This is a genomic window from Bifidobacterium sp. LH_743 (assembly GCF_056355775.1).
Window position 1 is genome coordinate 189,005 of record NZ_JBKESZ010000001.1, and the last position, 17,406, is coordinate 206,410.

Annotated in this window: 13 protein-coding genes; 8 read left to right on the forward strand and 5 right to left on the reverse strand. The window is 60.9% G+C overall.

Features of this window, described 5'->3' with window-relative positions; all coding sequences use genetic code 11:
• Positions 1-216 precede the first annotated feature (216 nt).
• From AC1ATL_RS00745 to AC1ATL_RS00765, 5 genes are all read left to right on the forward strand, one after another.
• The gene (locus tag AC1ATL_RS00745; protein ID WP_476567740.1) at positions 217-1,488 is read left to right on the forward strand and encodes a Fe-S-containing protein; all 1,272 of its coding nucleotides are present in this window, start codon (positions 217-219) and stop codon (positions 1,486-1,488) included.
• 21 nt (positions 1,489-1,509) lie between these two features.
• Complete coding sequence (locus tag AC1ATL_RS00750) at positions 1,510-2,892, forward strand: ABC transporter permease (RefSeq protein WP_476567742.1); 1,383 nt, start codon at positions 1,510-1,512, stop codon at positions 2,890-2,892.
• Positions 2,893-2,988: 96 nt separating this feature from the next.
• Positions 2,989-4,290, forward strand: a complete 1,302-nt coding sequence (locus tag AC1ATL_RS00755; RefSeq protein ID WP_476567744.1) for an ABC transporter permease — start codon at positions 2,989-2,991, stop codon at positions 4,288-4,290.
• A gap of 17 nt (positions 4,291-4,307) precedes the next feature.
• Entirely contained in the window at positions 4,308-5,135 is an 828-nt protein-coding gene (locus tag AC1ATL_RS00760) for an ABC transporter ATP-binding protein (RefSeq protein WP_432624815.1), read from the forward strand.
• A gap of 70 nt (positions 5,136-5,205) precedes the next feature.
• Positions 5,206-5,763 (forward strand): FMN-binding protein, encoded by a 558-nt coding sequence (locus AC1ATL_RS00765; protein ID WP_432624483.1) that lies wholly within the window; start codon positions 5,206-5,208, stop codon positions 5,761-5,763.
• Between the two features lie 249 nt (positions 5,764-6,012).
• Here AC1ATL_RS00765 and AC1ATL_RS00770 read toward each other — a convergent pair whose 3' ends face one another.
• From AC1ATL_RS00770 to AC1ATL_RS00780, 3 genes are read right to left on the reverse strand one after another with little or no spacing between them, the layout of a single operon-like run.
• Positions 6,013-6,708 carry a TetR/AcrR family transcriptional regulator gene (locus AC1ATL_RS00770; protein ID WP_476568341.1) on the reverse strand — a complete coding sequence of 232 codons (696 nt, stop codon included), beginning with the start codon at positions 6,706-6,708 and terminating at the stop codon, positions 6,013-6,015.
• Positions 6,709-6,736: 28 nt separating this feature from the next.
• Positions 6,737-8,935 carry a YhgE/Pip family protein gene (locus AC1ATL_RS00775; protein WP_476567747.1) on the reverse strand — a complete coding sequence of 733 codons (2,199 nt, stop codon included), beginning with the start codon at positions 8,933-8,935 and terminating at the stop codon, positions 6,737-6,739.
• Positions 8,932-11,694: a YhgE/Pip domain-containing protein gene (locus AC1ATL_RS00780; protein WP_476567749.1), complete on the reverse strand. Its 2,763-nt coding sequence runs from the start codon at positions 11,692-11,694 to the stop codon at positions 8,932-8,934. Before AC1ATL_RS00780 ends, AC1ATL_RS00775 begins: the two co-directional genes overlap by 4 nt.
• 310 nt (positions 11,695-12,004) lie before the next feature.
• On the opposite strand from AC1ATL_RS00780, the gene AC1ATL_RS00785 reads away from it, so the two are divergent.
• From AC1ATL_RS00785 to AC1ATL_RS00795, 3 genes are all read left to right on the forward strand, one after another.
• Positions 12,005-13,579 (forward strand): adhesin, encoded by a 1,575-nt coding sequence (locus AC1ATL_RS00785; RefSeq protein ID WP_476567751.1) that lies wholly within the window; start codon positions 12,005-12,007, stop codon positions 13,577-13,579.
• A 118-nt stretch (positions 13,580-13,697) separates the two neighbouring features.
• Entirely contained in the window at positions 13,698-14,324 is a 627-nt protein-coding gene (locus AC1ATL_RS00790; RefSeq protein WP_476567753.1) for a hypothetical protein, read from the forward strand.
• A gap of 299 nt (positions 14,325-14,623) precedes the next feature.
• A complete protein-coding gene (locus AC1ATL_RS00795) occupies positions 14,624-15,904 on the forward strand; it encodes a putative ABC transporter permease (protein ID WP_476567755.1) in 1,281 nt (426 codons plus the stop codon).
• 38 nt (positions 15,905-15,942) lie between these two features.
• On the opposite strand, the gene AC1ATL_RS00800 is transcribed toward AC1ATL_RS00795, so the two are convergent.
• Together AC1ATL_RS00800 and AC1ATL_RS00805 are read right to left on the reverse strand one after the other, a co-directional pair.
• Positions 15,943-16,179, reverse strand: a complete 237-nt coding sequence (locus tag AC1ATL_RS00800) for a glutaredoxin family protein (protein WP_432624761.1) — start codon at positions 16,177-16,179, stop codon at positions 15,943-15,945.
• Positions 16,180-16,740: 561 nt separating this feature from the next.
• The gene (locus AC1ATL_RS00805; RefSeq protein ID WP_476567757.1) at positions 16,741-16,926 is read right to left on the reverse strand and encodes a hypothetical protein; all 186 of its coding nucleotides are present in this window, start codon (positions 16,924-16,926) and stop codon (positions 16,741-16,743) included.
• Positions 16,927-17,406 lie beyond the last annotated feature (480 nt).

Below are 17,406 nucleotides of genomic sequence, written 5' to 3' on the forward strand. Positions count from 1 at the left end.
GCGGCCGCGCCATATGTTGCTCGACACACTCAAGGCCGTTCGGCCAAGCTTACGGTCGAGCAACATACGGCGCGGCCGCTCTCTCGCGTTTTAAGGGAGCGACTTATTCCTTGCGATTGCAGGGTAGGAAAGCCGGGAACTCCTCGATTTTTTGGGGGAGGGATGATTGGGAACTCCTCGGGTTTGGGGGAGGGATGGGGATGAAAGGATTTTGGGATGCTGCTGCAGTTTGTGACGGTGTTGCAGGGCGTGTTGGCGCCCGCGCTGCTCATCATGGCGCTGAACGTTATGCTCACCGTCGGTGAGGGACGGGACAAGCCGCTGAGCGCGTATTGGAGACTGGCCGGCTTTGTTGTCGGATTCGCCGGTGCCATCGTCTTCGCCGCGTTGCGCGCCACGGCCGTCATCACGCAGCGCACGTTCGTCAACTATCCGACCTTGTGGTGCTGCGTCATCTTCGACGTGGCCGTGTTCGTCGTCGTCATCTTCGCCCGTCGCATCACCACCGACTGGCATCGTCGCCGCGCGCTGCTGGACGTGGCGAATCTTGTGGCCGCGCTGGCGATCGCAGCCACCACCTTCCGTGCGCTGCCCGACGTGATCCTGCGATTGACGATTTTCGTCGAGCCTGGCGATCCGATCTTCACCTCCGACATGCTTTTGCGCGCGCTCGGCTTCGCGTTGGGCGCCGCCGTCGCGATCATCGCGGCGCTGATATTCCGCACGATGCGTTCCACCGCCGTGCGCTGGTCGTTCACCACGGCTGCCCTGCTGCTGATCGCGCTGCTGTTCGCCCAGCATTTCACCGACCTTGCGCAGCTCCTGCAATCCAAACGCATCGTCAGTTTCCCGACAACCGCTTTCCTGGCGCTCGTGTGGGGCATCAACCATCAGCGGGACATGACCATCGCCATGGCGCTGGTATTCGCCATCCCCGCAGTCGCCAGCATCGTCATGGGATTCAAGGTCAAGCCCACCGGCGCCAACGAAGCCATCGCGCGTACGCACATCGCCTTCCGTCGCCGTGCGAAAGCGGCCGGCGCGTTCAGCCTCGTCGCCATGATCGGCGTCACCGTGGCCCTGACGTACGGCGTTGCGCAGACGCAGAAAGTCGTCACCCTTTCCCCACCGGAGGAGTATTCGCTCGCCGACGGCGTGGCCACCATCAAATTCAGCCAAGTCTCCGACGGCCATCTTCATCGCTTCCAATACAAGGCGAAGGACGGCACCGTCATGCGCTTCATCATCATCAAGAAGAACGGCGGCGCGTACGGCGTCGGCCTTGACGCGTGCGACAACTGCGGCGACGCCGGCTACTACGAGAAGGACGGCAAGATTATCTGCAAGAAATGCGATGTGGCCATCAACCTCGCCACTATCGGCTTCAAAGGCGGCTGCAACCCCATCCCCTTCGATTACCAGATCAAACCCGGCAAAATCGTCATCCAAACGTCCGCGCTCGACGCGCTGTCGAGCCACTTCCAGTGAGCGAAAGGAAAGCCGAATCCCATGTTCTTCCTGAATATGATCTTCCGTTCGTTCAGCCGGCAGTTCAAGCGGCGGCTGCTCATCGCCGTCACCGTGTGCCTGTCCGCCACCGTCAGCGTGGCCATGCTCGGCGTGGTGTTCGACGTGGGCGACAAGCTCAACGCGGAACTGTCCACGTACGGCTCGAACATCATCGTTCAGCCGAAATCCGATGCGGTGGTGAGCGACCTGTACGGCACGGGTGATTCCAACGGTTCGGTTGCTTCCGGAACGTCCTCCGCGGCTTCCGGAACCTCCTCCGATCCCACGTCGTTTTTGAAGGAATCCGACGCGAAGAAGATCAAAACCATCTTCTGGGCATTCAACATCACCAACTTCGCGCCCGAGCTGAACATCCATGCCGACGTCAGCTGCTCCGGCTCGACGCAAGGCAGCTGCAAGGCCGCGAATGTGCCGATTGTGGGCACATGGTTCGCCAAGACCCTGCACATGGATTCCGGCGAATCCACCGTGGTCGGCGTGGACGGCATGCGATCGTGGTGGAAGGTCAGCGGAACATGGCCGAAGGACGGCGGCGAGCAGGCGATGGCCGGCAGCGCGATCGCCGCGAAACTCGGCCTGAAGATCGGCGACAGCGTCACGCTTGACAAAACGATCGCCGCATCCGACGGAAACGGCACCGAGCGGAATCGCGTGAAGGTGAAGATCGTCGGCATATTCGATTCCGGCGATTCGGACGACAACGCCATCTACATGCCGTCCATCATGGCGCAGACGCTCGCGAACCTGCCCGACTCCGTCGACAAGATCGAGGTCAAGGCGCTCACCACACCCGACAACGACCTCGCGCGCAAGGCGTCGAAGAACCCGGCCGCGCTCACGCAGGACGAGTGGGAGACCTGGTATTGCACCGCGTATCCCTCGTCGATCGCCTACCAGATCGAGGAGGTGCTGCCGGGGGCGGTGGCCAAGCAGGTGCGCCAGGTGGCCGCGCTGCAGGGCGACGTGCTGAACAAGACGCAGGCGGTGATGGTGCTCATGACCGTGCTGTCGTTGGTCGCGGCCGCGATCGCCGTGGCCAACCTCATGGCCGCCTCGATCGGCGAACGCGGTTCGGAATTGGCATTGTTGAAGGCGATCGGCGCCACGGACGGCGCGGTTTCGCGTCTGATGCTCGCCGAAACGGCGGTGGTCGCGCTGGTCGGCGCGATTGTGGGCGCGCTGCTTGGTTCCGGTGTGGCGCAGATTGTGGGACACGTGGTGTTCGGCTCCGGCATCACCATGCGTCCGATGGTGTTTGTGCTGGTGTTTGTGCTGCTCGCCGTCACCATTCTCATTGCTTCGCTGTCGTCGATTCGGGCGATTTTGGGCCTTAAGCCGGCGGAGGTGTTGCATGGAAGGTGAGTTGGTGTTGAAATCGTGGCTGGGCTTGAGTCTGGGACTGAAGCTGCAGCTGAGTCTGGGGCTGAAGCGGGGACAGAATTTCGTAGGGGGTGTGCGATGACGAATCGCAGGATGTTCTTCACCATGCTGTGGGGCGCGGTGTTCCGCCGTCGTTCGCGGGCGATGATGGCCGTGATCGCGTCGCTGGTCGGCGCGGCCACGCTGTTCTGCCTCGCGTCCGTATGCGTCGCGGTGCCACGGCAGATGAATGAGGAAATGCGCGAATACGGCGCGAACCTAATCGTCACGCCATCCAACGCCACGGGAAAATCGCAAGGCATCGACAGTGCGACCATGCGTGCCGTGACATCGCTCGTAACGGCCGGGCACAGCGCGAAATCGGCCGCATACCGGTATGAAAGCGTGCGCGTCAACTCCGCGCCGTACACCATCGCCGGCGTGGACGCGAAATCCGTCAGAGCGCTCAATCGCCATTGGAACGTGACGGGCGATTGGTCCAGCGCGGGCAATGTGATGGTTGGCCGGGACGTGGCCGACGCGCTCGGCGTGAAGGTCGGCAGCCGTGTCACCATCGCCTACCGTGCCTCCGATGCCCAAATGTCCGATTCTGGAGAATCGGACAAACAAAGCTCCAAATCCGACCCACAAATGTCCGATTCTCCAGAATCGGACACTCAAGGTACTCAAGCCCAAGGTGCGGAAACAGGCCACCACGCCATGGAAAACGGTCGCGTCTCGTCCGACATCATGGACGCCGACGGTACCGAATTCCGCGTATCGGGAATCGTCGACACCGGTGGCAACGAGGACTCCATCATCTACGCGACGACCGCGGACGTGGCCAAACTCGCCGGCTCCAAGCGCGGCGCCGACGTGGTCGAATACTCGGTGAACGCCATGGGCGATGACCTGAACGCCATCGTCGGCAGCATCAACCGCAATCCAAACAGCGCGGTGAAGGCGCAGACCGTCACCAGAATCACCTCGTCCGACACCCGCATCATCGCCATGCTGCAGACCCTGTTCTGGATCGTGTCGCTCGTTGTGCTTGTGCTGACGCTCGTCGGTGTGGGCACCACCATCAGCTCCATCGTGAGCCAACGACGCAACGAAATCGGCCTGCGCAAGGCCCTCGGCGCCGACGCGCATGCCATCGGCGTCGAATTCTACGTGGAATCCGGCATCTACGGTCTGATTGGCGGCTTGCTCGGCACGGCCATCGGCTACGCGCTCGCCCGCATCCTGTGCGTCACCGTATTCGACCGCGCGCTCGGCTTCAACTGGCTTCTCGGCATCGCCTCGCTGTTGCTGAGCGTGCTGATCGCCGTCGTCGCATCCATTCCGCCGGTCCGCCGCGCCACCCGCATCGACCCCGCCATCGTTCTGAGGGAGGAATAATCATGGGAAACGAACACATGCTGCTGGAACTCGACCATATTTCCAAGATCTACGGCGATCTGCGCGCCGTCGACGACCTGAGTCTGACCGTTCCGCAAGGACAATGGCTGGCGATTGTCGGTTCGTCCGGTTCCGGCAAGACCACGCTGATGAACATGATTGGCTGCATGGACACGCCGTCGAAGGGCTCCGTCATGCTTGAAGGCCGTCGATTGGAGGATTTGAACGCCAAGCAGCTCGCCGACGTGCGCAAGAACATGATCGGATTGGTGTTCCAGAAGTTCTATCTGGTGCCGCATCTGACGGCCGTGGAGAACGTGATGGTGGCGCAGTACTACCATTCTGTCGTCGATGAGAAGCAGGCCATGGAAGCGTTGGAACGCGTGGGATTGAAGGATCGCGCGCACCATCTGCCCGGCCAGCTGTCCGGCGGCGAGCAGCAGCGCGTGTGCATCGCCCGCGCGCTCATCAACTGCCCGAAGCTCATCCTCGCCGACGAGCCGACCGGCAACTTGGACGAGAAAAACGAGAAGATCGTGCTCGACCTGTTCCGGCAATTGCACGAGCAGGGCACGACGATCATCGTCGTCACGCATGACGCGCTCGTCGCCTCCTGCGCGCAGCGCGAAATCATGCTCAACCATGGCGTGCTCGTCGGGGAGCAGTGGAACGACGATGAGGCGCGACGGGCGTACGAAGCGGCCGGCGGCGAGCCGGCGCGCACTGGCTCGGACGCGGAGGGCGCGCAGAACGGCGGTGTCGCGATTTCGTTCGCGGATCCGACGAAGGCTGCGAAAACCGGCGATACGGACGATCGCACGGCGGACAACCATACGGCGGAATAGTAGGCATGAGGCCGTTTTGCGGCGGCCGGATGGATATATCGCCCGTTACGAAGGGCAGAAGGGGGTAACAATGAGCGCTGCTCAATCAAACGCGGTCAAAGTCATCGCGCTGTCGGCGGCAAGCCTGGCGCTGCTGTCGGCATGCGGCGAACCGAAGGCGACGCCGATGGACGATGAATATGCCGGAAATTCCGGCGAAAGCGTGCAATCGCAAGAAGACAAGTCGAAAACCGACGGCAAGGCCACCGACAACACCGCCAACAGCGACGGATCCACGAAGAACCATGCCGACGATAAGAATTCCACGACCTCCGACAAGAAGGACACCGGCAATTACGCCGACGGCGACTATTCGGTCAACGGCCAGTACGGTCCGGTCGGCGAGGATACCATCGACGTGCATCTGACCGTCAAGGACCAGAAGGTCGCGTCGGTGAGCATCATCGGCCATCCGTTCACGTCGATTTCCAAAAAGCATCAGAACGACTTCGCCAAAGCCGTGCCGGACGCGGTGGTCGGCAAGCCGCTGAAGGATCTCAAGGTCGACAAGCTCGCCGGCGCCAGCTGGACCACTGAAGCCTTCAACAAGGCCCTTGACGTGGCGCGGCAGGAGGCTTCGGTCCAGTAAGGCCGGGATGCGATGTGTCACGATTCCGATTTTCGGCCGAAATTTTGAATCGTGACACATTCAATTGCATAGGAATACCCCCAAACTATCTTTTTCCGACGTTTTTGGAAGAAAAATAGAAATTAGGGGGTATTTGCGCAGGTTGCGATGTGTCACGATTCCATTTTTCGCCCAAAAAATCGAATCGTGACACATATACGGGGGTGATTGTCCGGTACGGGGGTATAACGAACGGCGCGCAAGGGAAAGTCACCCGGCGCAGACGTTCGGCCAGAGTAGCGCGGTCATGCGTTCGGCCCAGGAGCCGGTCTCCTGCCCCATGTCGGGCTTGTGCTCTGCCAGCGCCTTGCATGCCAGCATGGAACCCAGCACCGTGCTGAACAGGAACTTGCAGTCCAAGCCGTCGCGGAACACTCCGGCACGAATGCCGCGTTCCATGAAGCTTACAAAACGTTGTTCGGCCGGTGCCAGCACCTGTGTCGTGATCGCCTTGAGCGAATCGTTGTCGGACGTCAGCACCACGCCGACGGCCTTCAGCCCAAGCTCGCTGTCGAAGCAGCCTTGGATGCGTTGCAGCATCTCGCGCAGACCGTCGCGCGACGGTTGCAGATCGTCGAAATCCGGCAACCCGGCCACTTCCACCTGGATGCGTTGCAGTAGGTCATCGGCATTGCGATAGCGGCGGTAGATGGTGGTTTTCGCCACTCCCGAACGGCGTGCGACCTCCTCGATGGTCACCGCGCCGATGCCGTCGGAAATCAGGATTTCCAATGTGGCGCGCATGATTTTGCGGTCGGTCTGCTCCCGCAGCTGCTCACGCCGTCCGCGGGCTTTGCTGACGACGCCTTCCACCGCATCCTGCACGGCGACTTTGACGGTTCCCGGCAGATTTCCCGGTATGGTTCCCGCCGCATTGCCGCGTACGGGTCCCGGAGCGTCCGTCATCGGTGTGCCTATGGATGCGCCCGTCATGTCAGGCACTTGCGATCACCTTCGTGCTTTCCAACTTGCCCACATACCATTTGTTGAATTTGATCAGCGGAATGCGCAGCAGCAGACCGATGAGCAGCAGTGGCGGAATGAACAGCAGCAACGCGCCGATCGCATACCAGTAGTCGTTGCCGTAGATGCCTCCGATGGCCGCGCGCATGGCCACGATCGAATGGGTGGCGGGCAGGAACGGGCTGATTCCGCTGATGACCTTCGGCAGTACGGCCAGCGGATACGCGCCGTTCGCGCCGGAGATCTGCATGACGAGGAACAGCACGCCGATGGCCTTGCCCACATTGCCGAAGCTGGCCACGAGCGTGTAGGTGAAGAACGAGAACACCAGGCCGCTCACCCAGCCGGAGAGCATGAACAGCCATGGATGCACCGCCTGCACGTGCAGGAACAGCAGGCTGCCACCCAGCGAGAACGTGCTTTGCAGCAGCGAGATCACGCCGAACACGCCGTAATGGCCGAGGAACAACTGGTGCGGTTTCGGATCGCCGAGCTCCTGACGGGTCTTGCGCGAGACGGTGGTCTTGAGCGTCACCACCATGAGCAGCGAGCCCACCCACAGCGGTAGGAACGTGTAGAACGGCGCCATTTGCGAGCCGAAGTTCTTGACCGGGAACACCGCGTTGCGCTTCACCTTGACGGGGGCGGCCAGCGTGGCTGCCAGCGATTCCGTGTTATTGGACAACACGTCCTTGACGGTGCTCATGTCGCCGCTGTCCAGCGCGTCGGACAGCGTGCCGGTGAACGTGCCCAGCTTTGTGCCGGCCTTGGAAAGGCTGTCCGCAGTGGAATCGAGCACTTTGTGGATGGCGGTCAGCTGCTTGTCCGCGTCGGCGGTGGTGGCGTTCAGGTCGCCGAGCGCGCCTTTCAGGCTGGTTGCGGCCGAGTTTAGCGAGGCGACCGTGTCATTCAGCGAGGATGCGATGCCGTCGAGCTGCGGCTTGAGCTGGGTCTCGTAATCGGTTTTGACGCCTTTGATGGACGATTGCGCCTGCTGGGTCAGCTTTTTGATTTCCGTCAGTTCCGTGGCGGTGTCGCTCACCTTGGTGTCGATGTTGGTGGCGCTGCCATTGAGCGCCGCGGCCAGATCGTTGAGCTGCGTGACGGTGGCGTCCACGTTGGTCTTGAGATGGTCGATGGCGGTTTTCACCGCTGCCGGCAGCTTGTCGTTCTTGCCGAGTTCGTCGAGCGAATCGGAGATCTGCTGGTAGCTTTGCGCCTGCTTGGTGACGTTCGCCGCCTGGTTGCGCAGCGCGGTGGCGGTGTCGCCCGCCTGCGTGCCTGCCTTGTTGAACAGGTCGTCCACGCTGCCGGACATCGTCTTGAAGCTGTTGGCCGACTTGCCGAGCGCGGTGCCAAGGGCCGTGGTGCTGGTCTTCACCGCACCGGTCAGGTCGTCCACGCTGCCGCCGGCCTGCTTGAGCGTCGAGCCGGCGCCCTTCGCGCTGCCGTCCACCTGCGCGACCAGGCTGGCCGAGCTGGACAGCAGATTCTGTGCGCTCTGGGTCAACGAGCCGAACGATTTGAGCATGTCCGCGCTTTCGGTGAGCGTGCCCGAGAACTCCTTGACGTTGCCGGTGAATTGCGTGAGCTGGCTCTTCGCCGCCGGCTTATCCATCTGGCTGGCCAGCTGCGAGGCGATCTCCAACGCGGTGCCGGTGAGCGTTTCGGAGAACATCTCGTTGATCTGCGCGCTCACCGTGTCCGCGCCCTGTCCGGTGATCTTTGGCGCCAGCGCGTTCTTCTTCTCGTTGTTGTAGTAGGTGAGTTCGGCATGGTCGCCATCGGAGGTGAAGAACGTCATCATACGGGTGCTGAAGTTCTTCGGAATCACCACGGCCGCGTAGTATTTGCCGGATTTGGTGCCGTCGATGGCCTCCTTTTCGGTGGTGAAGGTCCAGTCGAGCTGGCTGTTGGAACGCAGCGTGTTGACCACTTCGTCGCCGATGTTGATCTTCACGGGGATGAGGTCGGACTTGTAACCCCTGTCGGTGTTGGCCACGGCGAATTTCAGATCGCCGGTGTTGGCGAACGGGTCCCAGCTGGCGGCCACGTTGAACCAAGTGAAGATGCCGGGAATCACCACCAGGCCGATGACGATGATGACGGAGACGACGTTGCTGGTGATGCGTCGGATGTCGCCGACGAACAGTTTCCAGATGTTTTTCATGCGTTGCTCCTTCCTGCGTTGTTGGCGATGTCTTCGGTGGTTTCGTTGGTTTCGGACGCGTTCATCTTCCGGACGAGCATGGCGATGCCGTCGCCGTCGTCAGGGTTCGTGACCGCCACATTCGCCGTCGTTTCCCTGGCGATGGCTGGCTTGCGATCGTCTTTTCCGGAACGTCGCTGCGTCTTGCGTAATAGCCGGTCCCGTCGCGCCTGTTGCGCGCGCTTTCTGCGGCGGATGCGAGCGGCCTGACGCTCCATCAGCATGGATTGGATGGATTCGTCGCTCAGGCTGCCAAGCTCCACCTGACGGTTCAGACTGTCCTTCATATATTCGATGACCATGAGGAAGCCCATGATGAGCAGGATCCAGACAAGCCAGGTGGCCAGGACGGTCACCTTCTCGCTGTTGGTGAACGAGAACACGGCCGCCAGAATGACCGGCACGATGAAGCCGATGACCAGCGCGCCACGCTTGAGCTTCGGATACAGTTCGGTGAATCGGCTTGCCCGTTCCTCGATGGCCTCGCGGTAGCCGCCCTTGTCGGCGAGCACCTGGATGGCTTGGGACACGTTGTATCCACGCTCCGGAAGCTCGACCTCCTCGCCGATGATCATGTCGCTTTCCTCGATCTCGCGGGCGAACAGGCGGTTGAGGTTGGCAAGTAGCGGACGAATCACCAATCCGATGAAGAAGGAGACGGCGGCGAATAGCAGCAATGTGCCGATCGCCTTGAACCAGTGTCCGTCGTAGAAACCGGCGATGGTTTCGCGGAACGCGTCGATCGAATAGCTGAACGGCACGAACGGGTAGACCGCGCGGAAGAACTTCGGCATCATTTCGATTGGGTACAGGCCGGACGCGCCTGGAATCTGCACGATGACCAGCGCCACGCACAGGCCCTTGCCGATGTGCATGAACGTGGTGGACAGCGCGTACGTGATGCTGAGGTATACCAGCGACGTGATCACACCGGTGAGTATGAACAGCGGCGTGCTTTCCGTCTGTACGCCCAGCATCAGGTCGCCGACGGTGCACAGCGCACCCTGGATGGCGCCCATGGTGCCGAGCAGCAGGTAGCGCGACAGGTATTTTTCAGTGGGGGTCGGGTCGAGGTCCTCGAGCTCCTCGTCGTCCACCTCCACTTTGAAGATCACCACGAAGGCGAACGCGCCCACCCACAGCGCCAGATTGGTCATCAGAGGAGCCATGCCGGAACCGTAGGAGTTGATCGGGTACACGTTCTTCGTGCTGATCACCGTGGGGGATTCCATGAACGAGGCGATTTTGTCCGTGTCGAGCGAGCTATCGCCGGTCAGGGTCTTGAGCAGGTCCGCTGTGGTCAGGGCCTTCAGGTCGGTGCTGACGGTGGTAAGCTTCGTCTCCACCTTCGCCAGCTGCCGGTCGGTCTGCTCGAGCGTGGAGCGGGTGTCCGACGCCAGCTTGTCGAGCTGGTCAAGCACGATGCCGGTCTGGCTGACCAGTCCGGTCTGGTTCGTCACCGTGCCGGACAGTGTTCCGGCGGTGCCGGCCAGTGAGCTCAGGCCGGAGTTGAGCTGCGGCAGCGCTCCGGAATTGATGGTGTTCCGTGCGGCGTCCACGCTTTTTAGCGTGGTCTGCGTGCTGTTGTTGAAATCGGTGGAGAGTCCGGTCACGCTACCGGCTGTGGCCTGCGTGTCCGCGCTCAGGGTCTTGAGGTCGGTGAGCGTTCCGGCGGCGGCGTTGTTGGTGTCCTCCAGCTTGCTGATGATCTGCTGGTATTGCGCGTTGTCGCTGGCCGATTTGAGCTTGTCGATGAGTTTCGCGTTGCTGTCGGTGACGCTTTGCATGCCGGTGACCGCCTGCTGCGCGGAGCCGCTTGCCGCAGCTACCACGGAAGAAATCTGGTTGATGCTGGCGGTCGATTGGGTCGCGGCTTGGGAGACGAGTCCGGAGCCGGTCTCCAGCGCGCTGCCGGCGGCGGAGGAGAAGGTGTTGAGGCGGTTCTGCGCGATGCCGATCGCGTTGGACGTGTCGGCAAGGCCCTTGCCGGCGCTTGCCGCGGCCAGCTGCACGTCGTTCATGGCGCTGCGCGCGGCGTTGGTCTGCTGCGGCACGTTGGCGAGCTGCTTGTCGAGATCCGCGATGACGGAACGGATCGAGCCCACGTTGCGATTGGTTTTGTCGAGTTCGCCGATGGCGTCGCCGGCGATGGAATGGACTTCGCCGTTGGCCGCGCCGTTGGCCGCGTTGATGGCTTTGACAAGCGTTTCGCTGACGGTGGATACGAAGGTGTTGTTGACGGTGCGGTCGACCGTGGTGGCGCCTTGATCGGTGATTTTCGGCGAGATCGGGCTCGCCTTCTCGTTGACGTAGTATTCGAGCGTGGGCCGGTTCTTGCTGTCGGTCACGACGTTGGCCAGGTCCTCGCTGAAATCGGATGGAATGACGATCGCCGCGTAGCAATCGCCCGACTGCACGGCCTCCATCGCCTTGGACCTGCTCATGAACTCCCAGCCGAGCTGGTCGTTGCTTTTGAGCGTGCTTTCGATCTGGTCGCCAAGATTGACTTTACCGAGCAACGCGTTGTCGGTGCCTTCGTCCGTATTGGCCACGGCCACCTTGATGCCGTTGGTGTTGCCGTACGGGTCCCAGAATCCATAGATGTTGAACCATGCGTACAGCGGCGGGATGAAGATCAGGCCGATCATGATCACCCATGCCGCCGGCACGGTGAGCAGACGTTTGAAGTCACGACGCAGGATCTGCAGTACGTTGCGCATTGTCTCTCCGGTTTGGCGATTGATTCCTCTCATAGCGATACGGGAAACGTAGCGCTACGCGATTCGTATCGTATAACGCGCTCTGGGACAAAGCTGCCTTATCTTCGCTGAGCGCGTCGACGCCATGCGCCCGAGGCGGAAAACGGGGCGAAAACAGGGTGGAATGGCCACGAAATCGCATTCAGAAAACTTTCAAAAACCATCCAGAAACTTTCCGGACGCCATCCAGTTCCATCGCAACAACAAGGTGCTTAATACAACTAACGACGTCGCATAACCACATATCCGCCTTCAAAGGAAAGGAACGATCATGGCTTATGCAACCCATCAACGTGCCAATCGCGGAACGCAGCCGATCGGCAAAGCCATCGCAATCGCGGCGGCCGTATCGCTGGTCTCGGGCTTCGGAGCGGGCATGGGCGTGACGGCACTGCTCAAAGCGAGCCCCGGATCGCGGCAAAGCATCGCGGCCACGCTCAACGGCCCCGGCGGAGCCAACACCATGAGCTACGACTACACAGGCACCTACTCCGGCGCGCTCACCGCCGACGGCAAAAAGGTCGCGTCGGATGGCGAAACCACTACGGCGACCCAGACGGACCAGAACGCGGCGCTCGCGCAAAACGGCGGCACGCTCACCATCACCAACGGCAAACTCGTCAAATCGGGAGACAGCAGCCACGCCGACAACTGCAATTTCTACGGCACCAATTCGGTGCTGCTGGCAGTGGGGAAGCAGTCGAAAGCCGTCATATCAGGCTCCTCCATCAGCGCCGAAAGCGCCGGATCGAACGGCATCTTCGCCACCGATTCGGCCACGGTGCTGGCCAACGACGTGGACATCGACACCTCCGCGGCCAATTCGCGTGGACTCGACGCCACCTATGGAGGTTCGATCATCGCCGACGGCATGACCATCAATACGAAAGGCGACCACAGCGCATCCCTGGCCACCGACCGCGGCGGCGGAACCATATCCGTCACCGGGTCAACGCTCTCCACCGCCGGCAGCGGATCGCCGCTGCTGTATTCCACGGGAGACATCGAGGTGTCGGGCGTGACCGGCACGGCGAACGGATCGCAGATCGCGGGCATGGAAGGCCTCAACACCATCCTCATCAACAAATCGACGCTGGAAAGCACCAACACCGGCACCACCGGCTCCGACCCCGTGGCCAACGGCGTGATCATCTACCAGTCCACCTCCGGCGACGCGGACACCGCCACCGGCGAGCACGCCACATTCCAGGCGAAGGACTCCACGTTGAAATCCGCCATCGAGTCCGGTTCGATGTTCTACTTCACCAACACCACCGCTGACGTGGTGCTGCAGAACACGAAACTCGACTTCGACTCCTCCGCCGCGAACCTCATCCTCGCCGCCGGCAACGATTCGAACAATTGGGGGTCGGCCGGCTCGAACGGCGCCACGGTGACCTTCACCGGGCGCTCGCAGGATCTGTCCGGCAAAGTGAGCGCCGACACCATTTCGACGGTGACGCTCAACCTGCTGGAAGGCTCCTCGTGGACGGGCTCGGCGGAAATCACCGAGAATTCGTCGGCATCCGGCTCGTCGTCGGCCTCCGAAGCGCCGATCAGCGTGAACGTGGACGGCACCTCCACATGGGTGGTCACGGCCGATACCACCATCTCCGCGCTGAACGTGGCCTCCGGCGGCAAAGTGGTCGATTCCTCCGGCCGCACGGTGACCATCAAGGCAGGCGGCAAGACCGTGGTTTCGGGCGACAGCGACCTCACGGTGACCGTCACCGGCTCGTACGGCACCTCGGTTTCCGCCAGCTCCGACACGAAACTGAGTTCGGACGTGGCCGACCGCGCCGCATTCGACAAGCGGTTCGGGGCCGATACCGTGTGGTCGTTCTGACGGCCGGTTCCATTCGCCGCCATTCGCGCAGCCATCCATATCCGCAATTCATAACAATCCACAGCAACCCATAACAATTCACCGCAATTCATAACAATTCACTGCAAGGAAGTGCATCATGACCGACTTCGATTTCAATGCCTCAACCCCATCCAACAATGCCGTGCCGTCTGGCAGCACTGCTCCCGACGATACCCAATCCGGCAATGCCGGCTACGGTGGCACCGGCTATGGCAGCGCGATACCCGACGGGAATCACGACAACTTCCGCATGCCGAATCCGCAATCCGAGACGGAAATCTTCGAAAACCCGGCCGCGGCGGCAGCGCCATCGCCGAAACTCGGTGGCAAGACCATCGCCATCATCGCGGGTCTCAGCCTGGTGTGCGGCCTGATAGGCGGTGTCGGCGGCGCGTTCGCGATGAACGCGATTTCCGGTTCGAGCCAGCAGCAGACGAGCCAGCAGGGGCCTGGCGGTCAGTCCAATGGCCAATCCAATGGTCAGATGGGCGGTCCTGGCGGCCAGTCCGGTCAGATGGGTGAGCCGCCGAGTGGACAGCCCGGCCAGGGTGGTTCCGATTCTGGTCAGTCTGGTCAGTCTGGTTCTGGTCAGTCCGGTTCTGGTCAGTCCGGGCAGCAGGGCGGCTCCGGTTCAGGCTCTTCCGATTCCGGTTCCAGCTCCTCCGGATCCAACAATTCCAGCAGCTATCTGGACGCCGATGAGTCCGGAACCATCGCCAGCTGAATGGGGTTCGCGCCAGGTGTCTTCGCAACTCTGGCGTCCTGGACCTTGCCTCCTGCACTTAGACCCTCGTACATGTAGCAGCTCCGGAAAAGTGATGTTTTCCGCGGAGACCTCATGTACGGGGGTATTCTTGTCGGTGGCGGAGTCGAGGCTGGCAGTCAAGGAAATCCTCTCAAAGGAATTTTCTCAGGCCGGCTCCGAGCTTCGGTGCGCTGGCCGATCGTCATACCCCTATCTTCTTTCCCCCACAGCGATTATTGCCGCCGTTTGGTAGCGTTGAGCTCGGAAAGGAGCGGCACATGAGCGAAACCGCGCAATCCGACGCGCAATCCAAGGATTCCGTCGCAAGCAAGGCGGTCACGGAAAGCAAGGCGATCGCGGACGAAACCGAAATCGCGGCCATCGAAGGAGCCGACAGCCCCGCCGATCGTCGTCTGCCGTTGATCGCCCGCATTTACGGCATCGTGATGCTCGTCGAAGGCGTGGTGACGCTGCCGATCATCGTGCTGTCGTGCCTGTACGTTGTGCAGGCCGTGCTTTCCGGCGATATGAGGGTCGACGCGCTGAGCCTCACCACGATTCTGTCGGCGATCCACGCGGTCGTGCTGATGGTCACCACCGCGTGCCTGACGGTGTTCGGCGTGCTGCTTTTCAGGAACAAGCGCCGGCACATCGCGCAATGGACGTACCTGCTGATTCCGCTGACGCTCGCCGAAGGCCTGCTGTCGTTGGCGTTGAATGGGCTCGGTCTGAATCTCGTCAGCCCGGCCATCCAGCTTGTCGTGCTGATCGCGCTGCACATCACCGCCGACCCGTCGCTGCGGGAGGAGCGCCGGCTGCAATTCGCGTTGCGGCGCATGGACGCCCGCAGCGCGTATGAGAACGCCGCTTCCCAAGGCATGGCCGGCCGCGATCTGACCGGCAAAGGCTATATTTCGCTGGATTTCTTCAATCTGTTCTGGCTGTTCACGATCGGTTGCGTGTTCGGCCTGGTAGTCGAGACCATCTACCATTTCATCCTGTTCGGCGAATACCAGGACCGCGCGGGCTTCCTATGGGGGCCATTCTCGCCGATCTACGGCTTCGGCGTGGTGATCGTCACTGTGCTGCTCAACCATTTGTGGCAGTCGAATTGGCTGCTGATCTTCTGCTCCAGCGCTGTGATCGGCGGTGCGTTCGAATATTTCACCAGCTGGTTCATGCAGGTGGCGTTCGGCATCCGCGCATGGGATTACACGGGACAGTGGCTTTCGATCGACGGGCGCACGTCCGGCAAGTACATGTTCTTCTGGGGCATCCTTGGTTTGGTCTGGGTCAAGCTGATTCTGCCGCGATTGCTGCGATTGATCCAGCGCATTCCGTGGAGGATCCGCTATTCGTTGACGCTGGTGTGTTTCGTGTTCGTCTTTGTGGATGGCGTGATGACGTTGATGGCGCTTGACGCCTGGTATTCCCGTATGGCGGGGATCGCGCAGGATTCGCCTGTCGCGCAGTTCTTCGCCACCTATTTCAATGATGATTTCATGGCTCATCGATTCCAGACCATGAAGATCGACCCATCCACGGCCGGCCGTATGTAGGCTGTGTCTCGGCGGATGCTGGCCGGGTTGGCCGTCGTTTACGCCGCGATGCTTTGGGCCAGTTGACGGATGAGGTCGGGGCGATGCCCGCTCCATGAGGAGTTCGGTGAGATGACCACCGGAATCTGCTTGAATCCGGCGTCCTTGATTTGCTCGAGCGTGGACGGATTCTGAGTCAGGTCGATCGCCACGTACCGCACGCCCAGTTTGGAAAGTTCCTGTTCGGTGGCTTCGCATTGCGGATTGTTCGGATTGGTGAAGACGGTTACGGTCATTACTTTTCCTCCCTATGCAAGCGGCTCCCCGCTTTGTGCGGATGCCTTCCGGTACGTTCTGCGATTATCGCCCGTCTGCGCGGACCGTTCATCAGTATACACTACCCATAGTGGCGTTTCGTATGTTCATCCACTGTATATAGTGGGGAATTCCCCATAATACTGAAATATGCGAACAAATGTTCGATGCCATTCAAGTCTATCATCGCCCGCGATTGCGGCGCGCCGAAACCGTTTTTGCGGACGCGATGTGACCATCACCGCCCATGCCTTGTCCTAATCGCCTAACCGTCCTGCCCGTCCGAATCTTGCTTGTCCGCGTTTGCATTCGTTCCGTACGAATTTTTTCGTGTCTGAATTGTTCTGCTTGTCCGTGCCTTGTTTGGCCGCGTCTTGCGCCCGAATCGTCCTGCTTGTCCTGCCCGTCCGGTCTGTTCGAATCGTCTGAATCGTTCAAATTGTCCGGACTGTCCAACTGTTCTGCTTGTCCGTGCCTTGCGTCCGAATCGTCCGAATGTCTTGCTCGTCCGTACCTCGCGCCTTGCTCGTCCTCATTCCGCATCATCCTTTGTCGCGTGCGGATTTCTGCCAAACTTTGCGGATTTCGGCAAGGCCGTGCGGATTCTTGCTGGAGATTTGCGGATTGTACTTTGCGTGTGCGGATTTTCGGCAGTGTCTGTGGATTTCTGATTGACCGTGCGGATTATCGACGATACGTGCGGATTGGAAATTGGCGATTTCAGACATTTTGCCCCCGAAAAGTACGAAATTTCCATCTTTTGTCCCCCGATAATATTTTTGGGGCGATTTAAAATCCGCACACGCCATGAATAATCCGCACGCGTTGCCAGAAATCCGCACGATACTATGAATAATCCGCACGCATCGTTAGAAATCCGCAAAGGGATGTTCAAAAGGTGTGTTCATGCCATGTTGATGCTTTTGTTGATGTTTTGGCTTGGGTTGATTCGTTGCAATAGGGGCGATTGGATTTGTTCTGGATGGACTGGGACAGTTGGGCTTGTGTGTGTGTGTGGGGGGGGGGCTGGCTTGGCGAGCTAGGGCAAGCGCGGCCGGGGATGTGCAGCTGAGAACGTGTGGTCGGGACAGGCCGGCTGAGGACTCACGGCCGGAAACTTGCGGTCGAGGGCGTACGGCCGGGGCGTGCGGCCGGAAGCGTGCGGCCGGGAATGAGTGGCCAAGAACATACGGCCGGAAAATCGTGGA